Source organism: Ruegeria sp. YTSA168 (genome assembly GCF_059610045.1).
In genome coordinates this window covers 24,395-41,147 of the sequence record NZ_JBXWMW010000019.1, presented here as the reverse complement: position 1 = coordinate 41,147, position 16,753 = coordinate 24,395, and the positions used below count along the sequence as shown (strand labels likewise).

14 protein-coding genes are annotated in these 16,753 nt (G+C 55.0%); 1 reads left to right on the top strand and 13 read right to left on the bottom strand.

What is annotated here, in order from left to right:
• The 13 genes from AC2FFE_RS19740 to AC2FFE_RS19680 all read right to left on the bottom strand — a co-directional run.
• Nucleotides 1-273: transposase (locus AC2FFE_RS19740; protein ID WP_496847484.1), on the bottom strand; the 273-nt coding region annotated here is incomplete at its 3' end.
• A 247-nt stretch (nt 274-520) separates the two neighbouring features.
• Complete coding sequence (locus AC2FFE_RS19735; protein ID WP_496821103.1) at nt 521-1,708, bottom strand: tyrosine-type recombinase/integrase; 1,188 nt, start codon at nt 1,706-1,708, stop codon at nt 521-523.
• A gap of 258 nt (nt 1,709-1,966) precedes the next feature.
• On the bottom strand, nt 1,967-3,229 hold the full coding sequence (locus AC2FFE_RS19730) for an O-antigen ligase family protein (RefSeq protein WP_496821102.1): 1,263 nt from the start codon (nt 3,227-3,229) through the stop codon (nt 1,967-1,969).
• A 76-nt stretch (nt 3,230-3,305) separates the two neighbouring features.
• Nucleotides 3,306-5,150, bottom strand: a complete 1,845-nt coding sequence (locus AC2FFE_RS19725; protein ID WP_496821101.1) for a GumC family protein — start codon at nt 5,148-5,150, stop codon at nt 3,306-3,308.
• A gap of 255 nt (nt 5,151-5,405) precedes the next feature.
• Nucleotides 5,406-6,632 carry a flavin monoamine oxidase family protein gene (locus AC2FFE_RS19720; RefSeq protein WP_496847483.1) on the bottom strand — a complete coding sequence of 409 codons (1,227 nt, stop codon included), beginning with the start codon at nt 6,630-6,632 and terminating at the stop codon, nt 5,406-5,408.
• A 17-nt stretch (nt 6,633-6,649) separates the two neighbouring features.
• Nucleotides 6,650-7,486, bottom strand: a complete 837-nt coding sequence (locus AC2FFE_RS19715) for a sterol desaturase family protein (protein WP_496821099.1) — start codon at nt 7,484-7,486, stop codon at nt 6,650-6,652.
• Nucleotides 7,483-8,040 carry a TetR/AcrR family transcriptional regulator gene (locus tag AC2FFE_RS19710; RefSeq protein ID WP_496847482.1) on the bottom strand — a complete coding sequence of 186 codons (558 nt, stop codon included), beginning with the start codon at nt 8,038-8,040 and terminating at the stop codon, nt 7,483-7,485. Before AC2FFE_RS19710 ends, AC2FFE_RS19715 begins: the two co-directional genes overlap by 4 nt.
• 155 nt (nt 8,041-8,195) lie before the next feature.
• Entirely contained in the window at nt 8,196-8,795 is a 600-nt protein-coding gene (locus AC2FFE_RS19705; protein WP_496821096.1) for a rhomboid family intramembrane serine protease, read from the bottom strand.
• 46 nt (nt 8,796-8,841) lie between these two features.
• The gene (locus AC2FFE_RS19700; RefSeq protein WP_496821095.1) at nt 8,842-9,948 is read right to left on the bottom strand and encodes a saccharopine dehydrogenase family protein; all 1,107 of its coding nucleotides are present in this window, start codon (nt 9,946-9,948) and stop codon (nt 8,842-8,844) included.
• Nucleotides 9,941-10,654, bottom strand: coding sequence for a DUF4166 domain-containing protein (locus AC2FFE_RS19695; protein ID WP_496821094.1), 714 nt, complete (start codon nt 10,652-10,654; stop codon nt 9,941-9,943). Before AC2FFE_RS19695 ends, AC2FFE_RS19700 begins: the two co-directional genes overlap by 8 nt.
• 42 nt (nt 10,655-10,696) lie before the next feature.
• Entirely contained in the window at nt 10,697-11,260 is a 564-nt protein-coding gene (locus AC2FFE_RS19690; RefSeq protein WP_496821093.1) for a GbsR/MarR family transcriptional regulator, read from the bottom strand.
• A 204-nt stretch (nt 11,261-11,464) separates the two neighbouring features.
• Nucleotides 11,465-13,444: a bifunctional 2',3'-cyclic-nucleotide 2'-phosphodiesterase/3'-nucleotidase gene (locus AC2FFE_RS19685; protein ID WP_496847481.1), complete on the bottom strand. Its 1,980-nt coding sequence runs from the start codon at nt 13,442-13,444 to the stop codon at nt 11,465-11,467.
• 350 nt (nt 13,445-13,794) lie between these two features.
• Complete coding sequence (locus AC2FFE_RS19680) at nt 13,795-15,264, bottom strand: hypothetical protein (RefSeq protein ID WP_496847480.1); 1,470 nt, start codon at nt 15,262-15,264, stop codon at nt 13,795-13,797.
• Nucleotides 15,265-15,549: 285 nt separating this feature from the next.
• On the opposite strand from AC2FFE_RS19680, the gene AC2FFE_RS19675 reads away from it, so the two are divergent.
• Nucleotides 15,550-16,740 carry a phosphatase PAP2 family protein gene (locus AC2FFE_RS19675; RefSeq protein ID WP_496847479.1) on the top strand — a complete coding sequence of 397 codons (1,191 nt, stop codon included), beginning with the start codon at nt 15,550-15,552 and terminating at the stop codon, nt 16,738-16,740.
• Nucleotides 16,741-16,753: the final 13 nt, after the last annotated feature.

Genomic DNA, 16,753 nt, shown 5'->3' with positions numbered 1-16,753 from the left:
CATCACGGTCTTTTCCTCGCCGTGTTCGGCAGCCAAGCCGACCATCATCCGAGCGAAGATACCTTTTTCGCTCCAACGCTTCCACCGGCTGTAAAGCGTCTTGTGCGGCCCATATTCCTTGGGAGCGTCACGCCAACGCAACCCATTGCGATTGATGAAGATAATACCGCTCAGCACTCTCTTGTCATCGACCCGTGGCTTGCCATGCGACCGCGGGAAGAAAGGGGAAAGCTTGGCCATCTGCTCATCGGTCAGCCAGAAAAGGTCGCTCATATCACCGCTCCGTTTTCCGAGCCGTGAATCATGCTGCGCGTTGGAAATCAATGCATCCTGACCCTAGCCACTTCGCCAAATGACCAATTTTCTGGATCGACGTTGTAGCTGTGGAATTCCATTGTCAGTATTTGTAGTGCTTGTAGCGCACTCTTTTCATCGTCCGCAAAAAAGGCCAACAAGTCCAAGCTTTAGACTGTTGTGGGTCTTATGCTTCCATCCGGAAGATTGATTTGGAATGAACGCATCATTGCTGATAGCCCGCTTTCTCAGCAGAAGGCATCAAGTCTTTCGCCCATTGTTTCATTATTTCTCGACGCCGTTCCAGAAAGTCCGTCCGCTTATAAGCTCGCTCTACTGACCCACCAACGACATGGCCCAGGCAAGTCTCCGCAACCTCGAACGGCACACTTTGCGTTTCTGCCACCCAATCGCGGAAAGATGACCGGAAGCCGTGAGGGCGCTCAATCAGGCCACGGCGCTTCATGTAGGCACTCATTGTCATGTCAGAAATCACCCCGCGCTTGACACTTGGGAACAGGAATCCATCTCGGGCTAGCGGCCTGGCTTGTTCAATAACCGACACGGCCTCCAGTGACAGCGGTACACGGAAGTCTGCCGTTGCGTCCCTCCGACCCTTCATTGAATCTCCTGGTATCGTCCAGACATCATCTCCAATCTGATCAAGGTGCAGGTGCCTAAGTGGATAGGAACGCACAGCGGTTAGTATCAGCAAGCGCAACGCCAACTCAGTGACAGTGCCGCCATTCAGGCTTTGATAGAAGGCCGGGACATCCTGCCATGGCATCGCAGGAATGTTCTTGGCCTTATGTCGCTGTTTTCCAAGTAAGGCCCTTGCCTTGTCCGTGGCTTGCAGATCCACATCCAACCCGAGGGCCGCAGCGTGTCGCATCACGATAGACAGCCGGTTCATCGCTTTCCGCGCCGTGTCGGCTTTATCGTGCCAAATAGGGGCAAGCGTGTCGCGGATGTCCTTCTGATCCAACTCGACTACGGGAACCTTCCCAAGCTTAGGAAGAACGTGCAGTTCAAGAGGGGAATACCACCGACCTGCCTTGCCGTCGCCCTTCAGTTCCGCTTTGCGACTCTCGAAGGCATCAAGGGCAACGTCTTTCAATAGATGGAGTTTGCTTGCCTCTTCACGCTTCATTCGGGCGCGTTCTTTGATGGGGTCCACACCTTTGCGAGCTACTGCGCGCCAGTTCTCGGCTTCTTGCCGAGCTTCTTTTAGTGATACCTCTGGAAACGGCCCCAAACCCATCTCTCGCCGACGTCCGTGGACGGTCACGCGCAGAAACCATTGAGCGCCCCCATCCTCACGTCGATGGAACCAAAGCCCGCCCCCGTCAGAGTACTTCCCAGGAGCGCTTGACTTCAGTGTCGCTGCGCTGAGCTTGTTCAAAGGGCGTGTCACAAACCCACCTCTCTATCCACCCTCTACATATAGTATATAGTGGGGCATGGTGGAATACCCTGACACAGCTAAATCAATGATAACATGATATTTGGCAAATTCATGGTATGCGGTGAAACGTCATGAAACTTGAATTAGATGCCTCTCCTGGGCACCATTTCTTTCCAATATAGATGCTTGCGACTGCTCGGTTTCGTTGAGCATGCTACTTGCGTTCAATGCGCGGTCCACCCGAACGCCTGCTACAATACGCAGGTGTCAAGTTCCCCCGCGTGCCTGCACCTTATGCAGCCAATCCGGGCGCATCGGGCTGTACAAAAGCCCGATTGAAACAATCCAGGGCACCAGATAGGCGCGGTGATAGATATGGGTAAAGCTCACCATCAACGCAGCAAAGGTCAGCGTCGCCGTTATCACCGTCGTGCGTGCCGCGGTTCTATACGGCGTATCGGGGCCAGCCAGCGTGGCATAAGTAACCGCTGCCAGATACAAAAACAGCAGACCCATCAGTGACATCAGGCCACCTTCGTTAGCCAGCAACAGATACAGATTATGGACCGGCAGATCATGTGAACTGAGCTCTCGATACTGCTCGGCCCCCATGCCCAGCACATAGTAGTCGGGCAGGAACCGCCAGGCCTCAATCATCAGCTCGGCACGATCACTGAAGGTGCCAACACCCTCGATATTCCCCTGCTGAAGTGGGCTGAGGACGCGTTCGACAAATTTCTGCGGCAGGATCTTGTCGGCAAATGTAATGCCCACCCAGCCGGTCACGGCAAACACAGCTGACCAGATAAAGAAGATGCGGAATTTGCCGAGTAAAAACAGGTAGATGGCGCCGCTGATCAGCGCTCCTGCCAGGTTTGAATTTGAGCTGGTGAAAATAAGCCCGGTAAAGGTTAAGGCAAAGAAGCACGCAAATGTGATCATCTTATAGGCGCGCACCAAGCCGAGATACCACAGCACCGGGAACCACAGCACAATGATCGCCGCAAAGGCGTTGGCGTTGTCGGTCAAACCCGTCAGTCGGTTGTTCCCAGCCACCAGCGCAAGCTGCCGTCGGTGCCCTCCATTATATCCGATCGAATAGGCACCAAGGCCGACAAGGCAGCTGATGACAACAGACATGACGCCCATTTTGGCCAGCAATACCGCCTCTTTATGCGGGCGACCAAGAATGGCGAGCGGCAATGCGACAAATGAAAAGAAATATTGGATCAGGACAACCAAGGCATCCACCGGATCGCCATAGGCGATGCTGCCGATCAACAGCCCGGTCATCAGCATTGCGATACCCAGCCACCACATCGAAGAGGCCGCCTGCATCGGGTATAGCGGGATGACCCTGATGAAGCGGAACAAAAGCCCAAAGGTGATGAAAAAATCGCTGACCGTGAACGATGCACCGGGGTGACGCAAAGACGCAAAAGACGAAAACAGTACGCCCAAAACCACGCAGAAAAACTCAGCGCTTTCCAGCGATGACCGGGGTCGCTTGAGTGTTTCGCTGCTGATCATCTTGTCATTCAACCTATGTCATCGCGCGGATGCCACCCTCCCCGGCAAAGCCTGCAGACCGCCGACCTCCAAGACACTATTTGTAATAGTCATAGTGCCCATAATAGCCTTCATACCCAATCCAGCGGAACTTTTTGGGATCGACATCGTTCAGGATGGTTCCGATGACATTGACATCGGCCTGAGACAGGCGCCGCGTGACCGCCTGAACGGCATCTTGGGGCGATCTGCCCCAGCGGACCACAAGGATCGCGGCATCGATCAGGGTGTTGTTTCGGTAGACCTCATCCATGACCAACGCGGGTGGGGTATCGATCACCACCAGATCGTATCTGGATGTCAGCGTGTCCTTCAGCTTGCGCAGCTTCATTTCGGCATCATCTGTCAGTTCACGTGTCGGGGATTCTACCGTGATCAGATCCAGTTTGCCCGGCGCATCCTGAGCACCAACAACCTGCTGCGGTAAAATGTCATAGGAATAGAGGTCTGAGCATCGGATGTCGGAGGTGTCCGGGATCAGAAGCTTGGTTGCCCCTTTGCGGTATACATCCAAATCAACAAGGGCGACATTCATGCCATCTGCGGCCGCCGTTGTTGCCAGCACCGTACTGATGAACGACTTTCCTTCGTTGGGCAGCGCAGATGAAACCAACACCACCTTCGAGTGTTGAAACTTGATGCAGTTGGTCAAAATCCCGCGTGCCGTTTCGGCCAGAGGGGTCCGTGGGTTCTCAATCGGTTCGAACACCGCTGCGGCGCGCCCTTTGGGCCCGTATTTCTGCCTTACAAAATAACCCAGATTCTGCAGGCCCGTCGCGTTGAAGATCTGTTTTTCGGTCTTGATTGTTCGATCCAGCCCTTCCCGGATCAGCGCCAGAACAAAGCCGATCATGATCGACATCGCCCCGGCCAGCGCAACGGTCAGCGCACGATTGGGCGCGTATGGCACCTGTGGCACACGGGCGACGGACACCTGGCTTGTGCCCGCTTCGATCTGGCCACTTCGGGTTTCCAGCAGGTTCAACTCATCGACCGAGGCCTGATACCGCGATCTGAGCAGCTCGATTTCTCGCTCCTTACGCAGCAGCGTCAGCTCTTGCCGGGTTCTGAGTTGAAGCCGTTCCTCAGCGGCGGCCAATTCTTCGCGCAAAGCCAGTTCTTCTTCGGGCGGGACGTTTTGTTCCAGACCGATCGACAGGATGGTGCGGGCCCGTTCGGCCGCGCTGCGCAATTGGTCCAGCAACTGCTCGTCATCCAGATTGTCCGAGCGGATGAAATTGGCCAGGTCCGCTTCGTTTCGGGTTAGTTCCTCACCAAGCAAATTCACGCGTCTGCGCACATCCTCGATGTTTTTGTCCAACCGGTCGATGCGATCACCAAGTTCGTTACTAATGTACTGCGTGATGACCGTATTTGCCAAAGCAGCGGAAAGTCCGGCATCGGTGGACCGACCTTCGACAGATATCGCCAAGCTTTCACCAGCACGGGATAGGCTGTATGAGCCCAGAACTTTGTCAATCACGGCCTCGCGGTGCAGCGCTGGAGGATGTTCGATCCCGGTATCAGGGTTTGTGCGGGAAACGAAACTATCATCCTCAAACAAGCCCAGTGTTTCCGCTACCTGACCCGCGAAATCGCGGGATTTGAGCTTTTCGATCTCGGTCTCGATGCTCGAACGACCCAGTTCAACGGTTTCAAGACGCCCCGTCGTGTCACTGTATCGTGTCTCTGACAAAGACAGCACCATTTGGGCGACAGTGCGATACCTGTCCGGAACGGTCCGCATGTACAGAGACGTCAAAATCACTGCGATTCCAAACAGGAAGGCAACTGGAAGCAGATTGCGCCGGATCACCAGCCATATGCTGACAAACTCTCCCGGGTCGCCCTGACCACCTTGAAAACCATTGTTGGAAAGCACAGGAATACTCCAAAATTTCAGATACAATCTTCAATTGGCCGAAAGGCGCTGCGCGCAAGAAGATTGAAATACCGGGTGTTTGTAAAGCTACTTTAACGGCCTTGAATTGCGATCTGCCCACGGCATCATCCATCGGTCATGATGTGACGCTTCGGTTTGGAAGCACTTATTACAATACTGTGCGAAAATAGAAAGCTTTGCAGCGGCGCTTTTGCAAAACGGTTGGAAACGGATGGGGGTTGGTACGCGCCGCCGTTAGCGCGTTTCTGGGTAGGCGTTGCCCAAGATTCTCTGCGCCAGTCCGACAATCTGAGCGTCGGGCAAATTGGCCAAATCGCGGGCCGATTGCCCACCATTGAACGCCATAATGATCGGCTGCCCGATATAGGGATAGAAGTTAAGCCATTCATTGAACTGGCCCTGCGGCAACCCGGTTTCAGGCGTCAGGATCCAGGTTTTCTCGGAGTCCCAAAAGACATCTTCATACCGAAGATACACCTTGTCCAATGTCCCCATGCCCAACCGCGCGATCGCGCTTTGCTTGTCATCCGGCAGGGGCGGAGAGAAGGTGATCGTATCTTGTTTCAGCACTCCCAACGGGATGGTAACGATCACCGCATCGAACCTGTCTGATTGGCCGGTCTTGTCTTCCAAAAGCACATCGCCGCCCTCAAAGGCGACACGTGCCAGCGCTCGGTTTAGCAGAATGTCAAAATCGCTGGAAAACGCATCGAACAGCTGCGCGTAGCCATCGGAAAAAATCACCTCGGCCCCGCCATAGTCGGTATCTCGCAGATAGGCCGAAGCGTTGAGTTCACCACTACCCGCCCCGATACTGTTCTGAACAGATACGATGGTATCAAGCCAATCTGGCGCGTCTCGGTCCGGTACATCGCGACCATCAGCGCCTCGAATGATATAGCTTTCGGTCGTCGCCACGGTTGAAACACCCAGTGATTTCGCCAACCGCGCCAGTGGGTTGTCATCAGTACCGTGTATCCAGCTGGCGCCCAGATCGAGCGCTGTGCCAAGGCGATTGTCGGTCCAAATGCGTCCACCGATACGGTCACGCGCTTCCCAGATCGTGACATCATATCCGCGCCTGGCCAGCGCATCCGCAGCGGCAAGGCCGCTCATCCCTGCGCCGATGATGGCAACCGTTTTGGCGTCTGTTTTTGAAACCGCCTCTGCTGCCAAGATCCCGGATTCATAGGCGGCATGCACCGTGCTGTTATAGGAAGGATGCGTGGCCTCACCCGCAAAAAACAGGCGATCACCGACTGGACGGCCCAAGGCTACGTGATCCTTACGCCACGATCCTTTGGCAACATAGGAATAGGACCCAAGGCTGTATGGATCGCGGCTCCAATTTGTACGGAGATATCCGGTTGGGGCGTGTGTGCCCTGCGCGGCCCCGACCAGAGGAACAAAGCCAGACGCCAAGGCACCCAAAGCTGCAGCTAAGAAATCTCTGCGATCCATTTTAAGCCTCTATCTGGTTACTTCTTCGGCTCCCATCCCGGCGGGCGGAACAGAATGGCAAAGGCATCGCGGATGCTTCTGGATTTCGCAATATCCCGGATCAGGTCAGGCCATTCCGAAAACCACACTTTGATCGGGTTCTGACTGTTGAAATCACGTGTCAGGCCATAGCGTGGGGTTTCTTCCTCGACCTGGAATGTACCCCAAATCCGATCCCAGATAATGAAGATACCGCCATAATTCTTATCAAGATATTTGTCATCGCACCCGTGGTGAACGCGGTGATGAGACGGCGTGTTCATCACATATTCAAGCGGACCCAGCTTGCCGATCAGTTCCGTGTGCAACCATGTCTGATAAGCCAGCACTGCAATCACACCAAGCACAATCGCCTCGGGTGCAAACCCCATCAGGGCCAGTGGTATATGGGCGATCAGGGACCATACTCCTTCCAGCGGACCAAATCGGATACCCGTGATAATGTTCATATCGCGCGAGGAATGATGCACCGCATGCTGGGTCCAGAGCAGGCGCACTTCGTGGGCAATTCGGTGTTCCCAGTAGTACGTGATATCGGCCAGCACGATCACAAGGATCACACTCCACCACGTCACGGGGATGGCCCATGGCAAACCCTGAGAAATGATCCAGTACAGCCCGTAGGCCCCAGTCAGAACAAAGGTTTCGACCAACAGATACGGAATCTGGGTCGAGGCGCTTGCCAGCATTTCGCCGAACGTCTTGGCTTTGAAATCGCCTTTAAAGAGCATCTCGGCGATTTCGATCAACAAGATCGCAGCGCCGATCAGAAAGAACACATCGTCGATCTGTGTGGTCAGGGTTTCGAGATTCATTCAGCCCCTCCTTTCAATCCTTGGGAAAGTGTCCGCCAGGCCAAATCGGCAGCTTGCTTGGCTGTTGCCTCGCCGGATCGGACAAGGGACCAGGCGGCGTAGATGAGGTTTTCGTAAGCCTCAACAATCCATTCAGTTGGCACATTCGGGTCAAACGCGCCTTCTTGTTTTGCCGCGTCAACATCGCGTCGCAGCTCCTGCAAACCTTTGTCATAGGCTGCGGCAATTTCGGGGTCTGCCTCCAACCCCTCATTGGCTAAAAACAACTGACGGTTCGCCAGCGGAACAATTGCATGCAGTGATAGCCGAAAGCCTTCTTCATAGCTTGTTGCACCTGCCGTGGCCTGTTCAACAGCTTCATCGAGTTCAGCCATTGCGATCTTTGCCAAGGCGCGCATCAGTTCGGGCCGTCCGGGGAAATGCCGATGCAGCGTCGCACGGCCCACCCCGGCGTGCTGTGCGACATCGCCAAGCGAGGCGGCTTGGCTCTGCGAAAAAACCTCGAATGCGGCTTCGATGATGGCATCTTTGGTGGTTGGTCGAATTACACTCATGAGACATAGATGTATCATACGAGACTTTAATTCAACCCCACGCGCAACCTTAAATGCGTACCCGGTAGGCAGGCCAGCAATCAGCAAAGGATTTTTGGGAATCGAACAAAGAAGATCGCAAACATGTCTCTTCCAGTCGTCCTTATCGGACACCCCTATCGCTGTTCGACATTCACGATACGCGGCGCATGAACATGGGTGCGGATCACAAGGGCTGCGAGGGCTCCGGCCAGGGCGCCAAACAGATGCGCCTCCCACGAAATCCCGGGCTGGCCGGGCAAAACACCCCAGATGATCGAACCGTAGACCATTGCCACCAAGAGCGCAGCCCCGAGTGTCACCGGAGATCTGTCCACCACACCACGCGCGACAAGAAACCCGAACCATCCAAACACCAAACCAGATGCACCGATATGGATGGCGTTGCTGCCAAAAAGCCAAACGAGCGCGCCACTCAAGGCGATAATGACGACATTCACCAACAAAAGCGCGCGCGTAGCGGTCAGCGCAAGCAATGTGCCCATCAACACAAGTGGCGGTGTGTTTGACATGAGATGGGAAAAGCTGGCGTGCAGAACCGGCATCCCGAAGATCCCATCAATCCCACCCAAATGCCGAGGGATCAATCCGAAGGCCAGGTTCAATCGATAGCCCAGCGCCCAGTTGATGACCTGTATCGCCCAAAGTGCGGCGATGAAGATTGCCAACGCCCAAAGCCGTTTGCGAACCACACTGTTGTTGTTCTGATCTGTCATCTGGACCAGATAGTTCCTTCGTAAAAACCGATCAAGAAGGGCTGGGTTAGACCGTCTCGTCCAACCGAATGGTAATCGCCAGATCGCTCATGACGTCCTCAACAACACGTCTTGGCAGCTCAGCCAAACACGGGCGCGCGCCGGGACGCGGCGTAACAGTCCCGCGCAGGATTGCACGACAGGTGATACCAGGCACAAACGGGCCATCTCCGTCCTCGGCGATCAGGGTCCATGTTCGGGTAATGCTCTGCCCGTTCCGCCGCCCTGTGACACGCACCTGCATCCCCCCGCGATCTGTTCCAAACAGATAGAGCGCTTTCGACAACCAATAGAGCGCGGAATAGGCCACATCAGACAGGGTAAGACGCCAGCGGCGGCGAAGCCAAGCCAATGCGGACAGCGATGCATTCATCACCCCCAGTTCCAAACCCGCGCGAAACATGACTGTTGAAGCGGCAATTCTATCCGGCAGCAGGTGTATGTCGGGGACGTCCACGAAGTACCCAGCACGCCGCAGACCCGGCGCAAGCGTATAGGTTTTCCGATCTGTCCAGCCCCGCATGGTCTGCCAGATACCATCCCGAAGAACCTGTGAGGGGCGGCCAACACCACTGACAATGCTCTTGATCACCGACATTCCACGTGGCGCCCGGTTGCCCGGCAGTATTGCAATGTCGATAAGGTTGATCTTGTCCAGCCCGTCGATCAGATCCTCAACAATGATCGAGGACAGGCCCGGCACACTGGAGGCGCCCGAAAGCACAAAGACATTTGCGGCCTCGGCCTTTGCATTCATATCCGCAATGCCCGTTGTGAATTCTGAACTGTCGGACAGATCCAGATAATGGCAGCCATGCTGAACGCATAAACGCGGGACAAGATATGGATCCTGACCATAGTGTTGGAACGGCCCCGCTGCATCTATGACAACATCCGGCGCGACACTGAAAATGATTTCGGGTGCAGAGTGAATATCGACCGCCAGGGTGCCTGCTCCCAGTTCGCGGGCAAGGGCGCGACCCTTTGAAGGCTGCCGCCCGGCCAACCACAGTTGATGCCCATCGCGCGCAAGCAAACGGGCAGTCAACGCACCAAAGACGCCATATCCACCGATGATCACAACCTTCATGGCGTGGTTTGGGGAGTCAGGCATCGGTCGCCTCAACGATCTCGGCATCGAAGAAAACGGCATCCTGATATATGACCGAACCCAACAGCCGATGAGTCAGTGCCAGCGTGAACTTGAACTGCCCATCGCCCAGTTCTTCATGCCCGATGACAAGATTGCCCGGGCACACCCATTTGGGCAAAGGGATGCGCCAACGGCCCAGTTTCACAAAATAGCTGTCGCTGATGAACAGCAAGGCGTTCCGGGTGCTTTGCAACCGCAATGCAATGCCAATTCCATAGCCTATGTATTCCTCTAACCCGGTCGGACCGTCGAAGCGTTTGGAGCTGCTGACAATCTGCGGAAACCCCGAGGACCGGCCATATTGCCTAATCCAGAATTGACCCCCGGTTGCAACGTCTTCGGTGACAACCACAACGGCAGAGCGCCCGGCAGATGTGCGATCAAACGGCAGCGGCGCACCTATGGCTCGCATGACGAAGGCCAGCAAACGCCCGGCCAGATTCATCTGCATCGCGGACACGCGACCCTGATAGACAAGACTAGCACCACCAGACAATCGTTTGCTAAAGCGCCGCCTGATTGCCGTGGGCAAACGGTTCCATCCGTCTTGACCCAACAGCTCGAAGAAACGGGTATCCCTTTTGTGCCGATCACATCGCTGCGCTTTGACATCAGCCTCAATAGGCTGCGCGTTTTGAAAGGGCTGTGCTTCGTGCTTTTCAAACATTCTGTTGTTTCCGTCAAAAGAGAAATTAAAAGTCAAAAAATTTTAGCCGTTCGGCTTGCCCCCTGTAAGCTTCAGGAATGAAGCGACTTTGCTGCCCATCTTCATAAGCATGATCAGCTTAGGCCGCGGAACCGTCAGCATATCGTGATACCACTTGTCAGCCGTGCTCAGGAAATCCTGCATCGCCTGCATGCGCTGCAATACCTCCGGCTCTAGCCCGCTTTCGCTTTCAGCCTGCGCAACACATGTGCGAATGGCTGCAGCAGCGGGGTCAATCTCGCGCTCTTTTCTGCCTTGCGCGATGCGGATCACCATCTCCCAGACGTCCGTCTCGGCCTCGAAATGTTCGCGCCGTTCACCCGGAATCGGGACCCGGCGGATTAGGCGCCAACTGACAAGCTCCTTCAGCGAATTCGACACATTCGAACGCGCGATCCCCAACGCCGCCGAGATTTGTTCCGCATTCATCGGCCTGATACTGACGTATAGCAGTGCATGAATCTGCGCCACAGAACGATTGACGCCCCACTGGCTGCCCATATCGCCCCAGTACAGGATAAACTGGCTGGTGGCATCGGATTTCGATATATCTCTTATTTCTGTCATAACAGAAATATCAGACTTAGAGGAACAAGAGTCAAGCCCCAGAGCTGACCGTTTAATGAGTGGCGCTTAAGATGCGCCGCGAAATCTGATCGGATGACATAGGTTCCAGCTCGGCCGCACCCGGCGATCATCGGATATAGATTGGCGACCACCCGCCACCGCAAAACCACGGTGGCGGGCGAAGTCGTCAATTCTTTTCGAGTGTCAAAGCTTAATCCGGAACGCAGCGAAACCGTCTGCACCTTCGCCGGCATCTTCGATCGCAACCCCTTTGACATCGCCCATATATTCGCGGGCTTTGGGTCCGGTTTCGAACAGAACCGTGGTGCCCTCAAGCGGCGCAAATGACCAATTGGCGTCTGCCTTTGGGTCGATTGTGCCCTGCTCGACGATGTAGCGCACGATGACATCGCGGTTGGTATCGGGCGCTTCGAACACCACTGTATCGCCCAAAGCACCGGGGAAGGAGCCCCCACCCGAAGCACGATAGTTGTTGGTAGCGATGATGAATTCCATGTCATCTGTAACCGGCTCGCCGTTGAAGGCCAGGTTCACGATCCGGGCGGCGTCTGGGTTGACCTCTTCCCCTTTCGGTCCAAAGCGTGACGGTTGAGACAGGTCGATCTGATAAGTCACGCCGTCCATCACGTCGAAGTTGTAAGACGGGAATTCCGGGTTCAGCAGGATCGCATCCTCGGCACCCAGTTCAACCTGATTGAACATGCCCGCCGACCGCTCCAACCAGCCCCGGACCTGAGCACCGTTCACACGTACCGCACGCACTGTGTTGGGGTACAAATACAGGTCAGCCACGTTCTTGATGGCCACATCACCGACCGGAACATCGGTGTAGTATTCAGGACCACCACGGCCACCGGCCTTGAACGGAGCCGCCGCTGACAGAATGGGCAAGCCTTCATGCTCGGTGCCCTTCATCATCTCTTCGACATACCACTTCTGGGCGATTGAGACGATCTGGACCGACGGATCATCCGCGACCAGCGCGAAATAGCTGTGCAGCGGGGCCGAGGTTTTGCCAACAGCGCGCCGGACATAGGCCAGCGTTTCGTCGTGATCCTGTGCGACCGAGTCGAGCACCGTCTGATCGTCATCGACCAAGGCAGTGATGGAGCGATCTTCGTTGCGCTTCGAAATCGGACGCGCCTCGGATGTGGTGGTGACCACCCGCCATTCATTTCCATCCCGCTCCAACAACAGATCAAGCAGACCAAGATGCGAACCCCAGAAGCCGCCCATGACGGCGGGCTTACCCATCAGCGTGCCCTTTTCCACGTCAATGCCAGGGCGATCCGCAAAGGTTGGTGATGGGAAGACCAGGTGATTGTGGCCAGTGACCAGCGCGTCGATGCCATCAACCCCGGCGAGAACGACCGAAGCATTCTCCATCCCGTCTGCATGATCGGCCTCACCAATCCCCGAATGCGACAGCGCAATGATCAGATCGCAACCCTGTTCTTTCATCTCGGGCACATAGGCTTGCGCGGTCTCGACGATATCACGCGCCTCGACATTGCCTTCAAGGTGCTTGCGATCCCAGTTCATGACCTGAGGCGGGGTAAAGCCGATCACCCCGATTTTGATCGGATGCTTGGTACCGTCTCCCATTTCAATCTCGCGTTCCAGGATCGCGTAGGGTTTCACCAAGGTCTTGTCATCGCGCGGGTTTGCGCCTTTTTCCTTTGCGACATTGGCCAGAACAACCGGGAATTCAGCCCCGGCCAGGGCTTTGTCCAAAAACTCCAGGCCATAGTTGAACTCATGATTTCCCAGCGTCGCGGCATCATACCCAACCGTGTTGAAGGCAGTGATGATCGGGTGGCTGTCCCCATCTTTCATGCCGCGTTCATAGGCGATGTAGTCACCCATTGGATTGCCTTGCAGAAAGTCACCATTGTCGACCAGCAGTGAGTTCGTTGCCTCTGACCGGATCTCATTGATGATCGACGCGGTGCGGGACAGACCAACCGTATCGCGGGGTTTGTCCGCGTAATAGTCATAGGGGAAGACATGGACATGTACATCCGTGGTTTCCATTATCCGCAGATGCGCCTGATTGTTTGCCGCTGCTGCCGAAAAGGGGTGCAGCGTGATGGCCGCCGCACTGGCAGTTGTCGTGGCAAGGAACTGACGACGAGAGATGTGTAAGCGGCTGGGGATAGACATAAAACACCTATTTGGTTTGTTGTTCAACGCGCCTTTTCTGAACTTTTTGCTACACGCGTATGACACGAACGGTCAGACTATTCTGCGCATTGAAATTGGGGGTATCAGGAGGCACCATATCTAATTATGCCATGATTCCCAGAGCGTCACCGACTGAGGAAAGCGATTCTGCCGATTGATCCCGCCAACTCTGCAAAAGGTCTGAGCCGCTAGAGCGAACCGGTTCCACACTAAGCCAGTCCTCAATGATCGAATCCCGGTATCGATGCGTCAAACATCGGTCTTGTGCAACATGACACGAAGTTTGACGCACCAATCAGAAGAGATCGCGGCGTGTTTCATGCCGACGGTTACACAAAAGCCCGGATCTTGTTCAAATCCAGTCTTGGTGCCCTCTGGATCAAGGACGCGGGGTAGACTTTGTCATTTACGAGCCGGTCCACCGTGAAATCAGGTTCTAGTTTTTGCAGTGATGCAATTGCGCGCTCGACTTCCTTCTTGCGACCGAAATTTGAATAGAGAGCAACCAGGTACCGAAGCGGCGGCCTGAAATTGGGATTCTGTGAATGACATTCTTCGGCATACGCCAGCGCCAGTTCCAGCTTTCCGGTCATCAGCGCAGCCCCAAAGAGCTGGTTATCCCACCAGAACTTGTTTGGCAGCGTGGTTACCAGATGGCTGGCCCGCACCGCGTGCCTCAAAGAGGCCTCAGCGTCACCAGTGTAGACCGATGCAGAGCTCAGGGCCCACCAGGCCATCGGGTTTGACGGATTCAGTCGAACCGCTCTTTTTGCCATGGAGTAACTGGTGAGATGGTTTCTGAACAGCTGGCCCTGGGTGTTTGCTACAGTTGCGACAACCATCGAATTGTTGGGCTCCAACTCCAGCGCCTGCGCACAGAGGGCTTCGGCCTGATTGGTTAGAGCTTCTGGATCTGAGGAATATCGCTCGGCTTTGATGATTGTCAGGCACTGAGCGCGCCAAGCGAGGTAGAGACCTCGCTTATGGGTGTCAAAAGCGCTTGCAAACAATGCATCGGCCTTGGCGGCAGCGCTCGGTTGCATCTTGAACAGAGTGCGAATAGCCAGCCGACAATCTCTGTCGGCGCTTTGTTTTTGGTCGCCACGAATGAATAGCTCATCCCCAATTGCTTCAATCAGTTGATTGCAGATCCGGTGGACCCTGGGGTGTTCGGTTGGTGGGGTCCCCCGAACCGGGACGACGATTTCATGGGCCCAAATGCGTGCGTTGGACTCAGAGCAGTCCAGAGAAATGCGCAAGCCCAACTGTGATTGCTCGAACACCAAGCTGGTCATGCGTATCTGCCAATGCGCACTGAAGTTGCTGCCGCCGGTGCTAACACACACATCAACCGAAAAGGTTTCGTTCAAGATACGCGAGACAGTGTCAGCAACGGTTTGCATAAACCAGGCCATCAATGGTTCGTTTGGTACATCGACAATCATGGCTATGATTTTACGGGGGACTTGCGGTTGATCGGTCAACATATGTGCCGGAGGGCGCTGTGCTGATTGGCGTTGTTCGCCCAGCCATGCTCCAAAGGCCGCATCACAGACCGGAATACCATCTAGGAAAACCCCTGGGGGGGGTGTAACGATCTTGATCCGATCCAGAGCCAGGGAAATGTTTTGTCGATTGGCCGAGACCACATCAGCTACAGGACCCAACGACCGCCGTATCTGCAATAGGCATTGCCGCAAGCTTCCCGCTGCTTGCTTGGTTTCCCGCGTACTCCAGAGTTTCTGTTTCAGCCACTCACGGCTCTGGCTTCCGCGCGGGGAACTCGCCAGCATTGCCAACAGCGCTTGGGCCTTGACCGATGTTGGCGTTACATCCGTGCCATCCCGCAATTCAATTCGGAAAGGACCGCACAGGTAAAGGACCGCAACGTTATTTGCTGTCTGTGACATAATCTTTGTCTCAAATTTGCTCGGAAAGCTTAGCGAGCAGATATTCTCCGATCAAGAGAATTGGTCTCGTTAAAGTTTCGTCAAAAATCGAGGGTGTCGCAAAACCAGGATTGCTCGATCCAAAAAGTTGTATTTCGATGTCGTGAGGGACAACACAATTCCTTGGGGGGAAATATGCCTAAATATGGGGGAAATACCGGAGGGAACACCGGCGGCAATACGGGTGGGAACACTGGCGGAAACACCGGTGGGAATACTGGCGGAAACACAGGGGCATTTAATGCGTTTTCTCGGGACCATGCGGACAGCCCAGCCTCGCCCTTGCTCAGCAACGCGCTACTTACTGCGCGCGATGGGGTCACCGGATACTGGAATGGCAAATCCAGCCTGCCATATTGGCATAGTGATCCACGTGCAGTCGGAGACGATTCCAATGCGGTGAAAAAGCGCAAAGAAGACCTTGAAAAGCTCAAACTGCCTGTAGACAATGCCTATCTAGATCATCTGCGCAGACCTTATCAGGCCAAGATTCTGCTGTCGCTTTTGTCGCAGTACATCACATTCAAATCTAAAGAAGAAGATGCATCTAAGAGTGCGACGGATGCCGGAGCTGTGATCGCAGTCGAAGGTACCGAGCTGACAGCGTTGGTGCGTCCAAATCAAGAATTCTTTGAATCCCAATTAATCTGGCTTCGGGCTTATGCCGATCTCCGCGATGATCGGCTGTCGGAAATTCATATGCAATTGGATGACATGTTGTCATTCTTTGGGGCTCAGGCCTATTTGGACAATGGCCGCAGGAAAAACAGCCTTATGTTGCTGGATATCGTGCGGGACTTTGCAATTCACATTGAAACACCACTTAAGTTTTATTGCCGTGCTGCCAGGCCCATCGACTTTGCCAATCAAGTGCAGCCCATGATCCAGACACCGGATCATTCCAGTTTTCCGTCGGGCCATTCGCTAGAGGCGTTTGCAATCGCAACTGTCTTGTATCGGCTGCAAACCGGTAAGGGTCCAAAAACAGGATTGGGTGACGAAAACACCGCGGCGGCATTTCCGTTCCGGCTGGCGCATCGCATCGCCACGAACCGAACTGTGGCGGGGGTGCATTTCCCGGTTGATTCCCTAGCGGGTGCGTTTGTCGGATGTCATGTGGGCGAAATTCTGTATGCTATCGCGTCTGGCGGAACGCTGATCCCGCAGGACGTGGATCTGGGCGATCCTAAATCGGATTTCATGCTCAAGGTAATGGTGGGCGACACCATGGGACGCGCAGCGTTCTCGGTTACTCAGAACTCTGTCGCCAAAGAGCTTTGGAACCGCGCAGCGCGCGAATGGCCCGGCGCGCCTGCGGAAATTTGAAAGGGGCAGAGGC

Coding starts and splice junctions, on each gene's coding strand:
- AC2FFE_RS19730 (WP_496821102.1), bottom strand. CDS start 3,229: ATGATCAGCAGCGAAACACTCAAGCGACCCCGGTCATCGCTGGAAAGC.
- AC2FFE_RS19720 (WP_496847483.1), bottom strand. CDS start 6,632: ATGGATCGCAGAGATTTCTTAGCTGCAGCTTTGGGTGCCTTGGCGTCT.
- AC2FFE_RS19715 (WP_496821099.1), bottom strand. CDS start 7,486: ATGAATCTCGAAACCCTGACCACACAGATCGACGATGTGTTCTTTCTG.
- AC2FFE_RS19710 (WP_496847482.1), bottom strand. CDS start 8,040: ATGAGTGTAATTCGACCAACCACCAAAGATGCCATCATCGAAGCCGCA.
- AC2FFE_RS19705 (WP_496821096.1), bottom strand. CDS start 8,795: ATGACAGATCAGAACAACAACAGTGTGGTTCGCAAACGGCTTTGGGCG.
- AC2FFE_RS19700 (WP_496821095.1), bottom strand. CDS start 9,948: ATGCCTGACTCCCCAAACCACGCCATGAAGGTTGTGATCATCGGTGGA.
- AC2FFE_RS19695 (WP_496821094.1), bottom strand. CDS start 10,654: ATGTTTGAAAAGCACGAAGCACAGCCCTTTCAAAACGCGCAGCCTATT.
- AC2FFE_RS19690 (WP_496821093.1), bottom strand. CDS start 11,260: ATGACAGAAATAAGAGATATATCGAAATCCGATGCCACCAGCCAGTTT.
- AC2FFE_RS19685 (WP_496847481.1), bottom strand. CDS start 13,444: ATGTCTATCCCCAGCCGCTTACACATCTCTCGTCGTCAGTTCCTTGCC.
- AC2FFE_RS19675 (WP_496847479.1), top strand. CDS start 15,550: ATGCCTAAATATGGGGGAAATACCGGAGGGAACACCGGCGGCAATACG.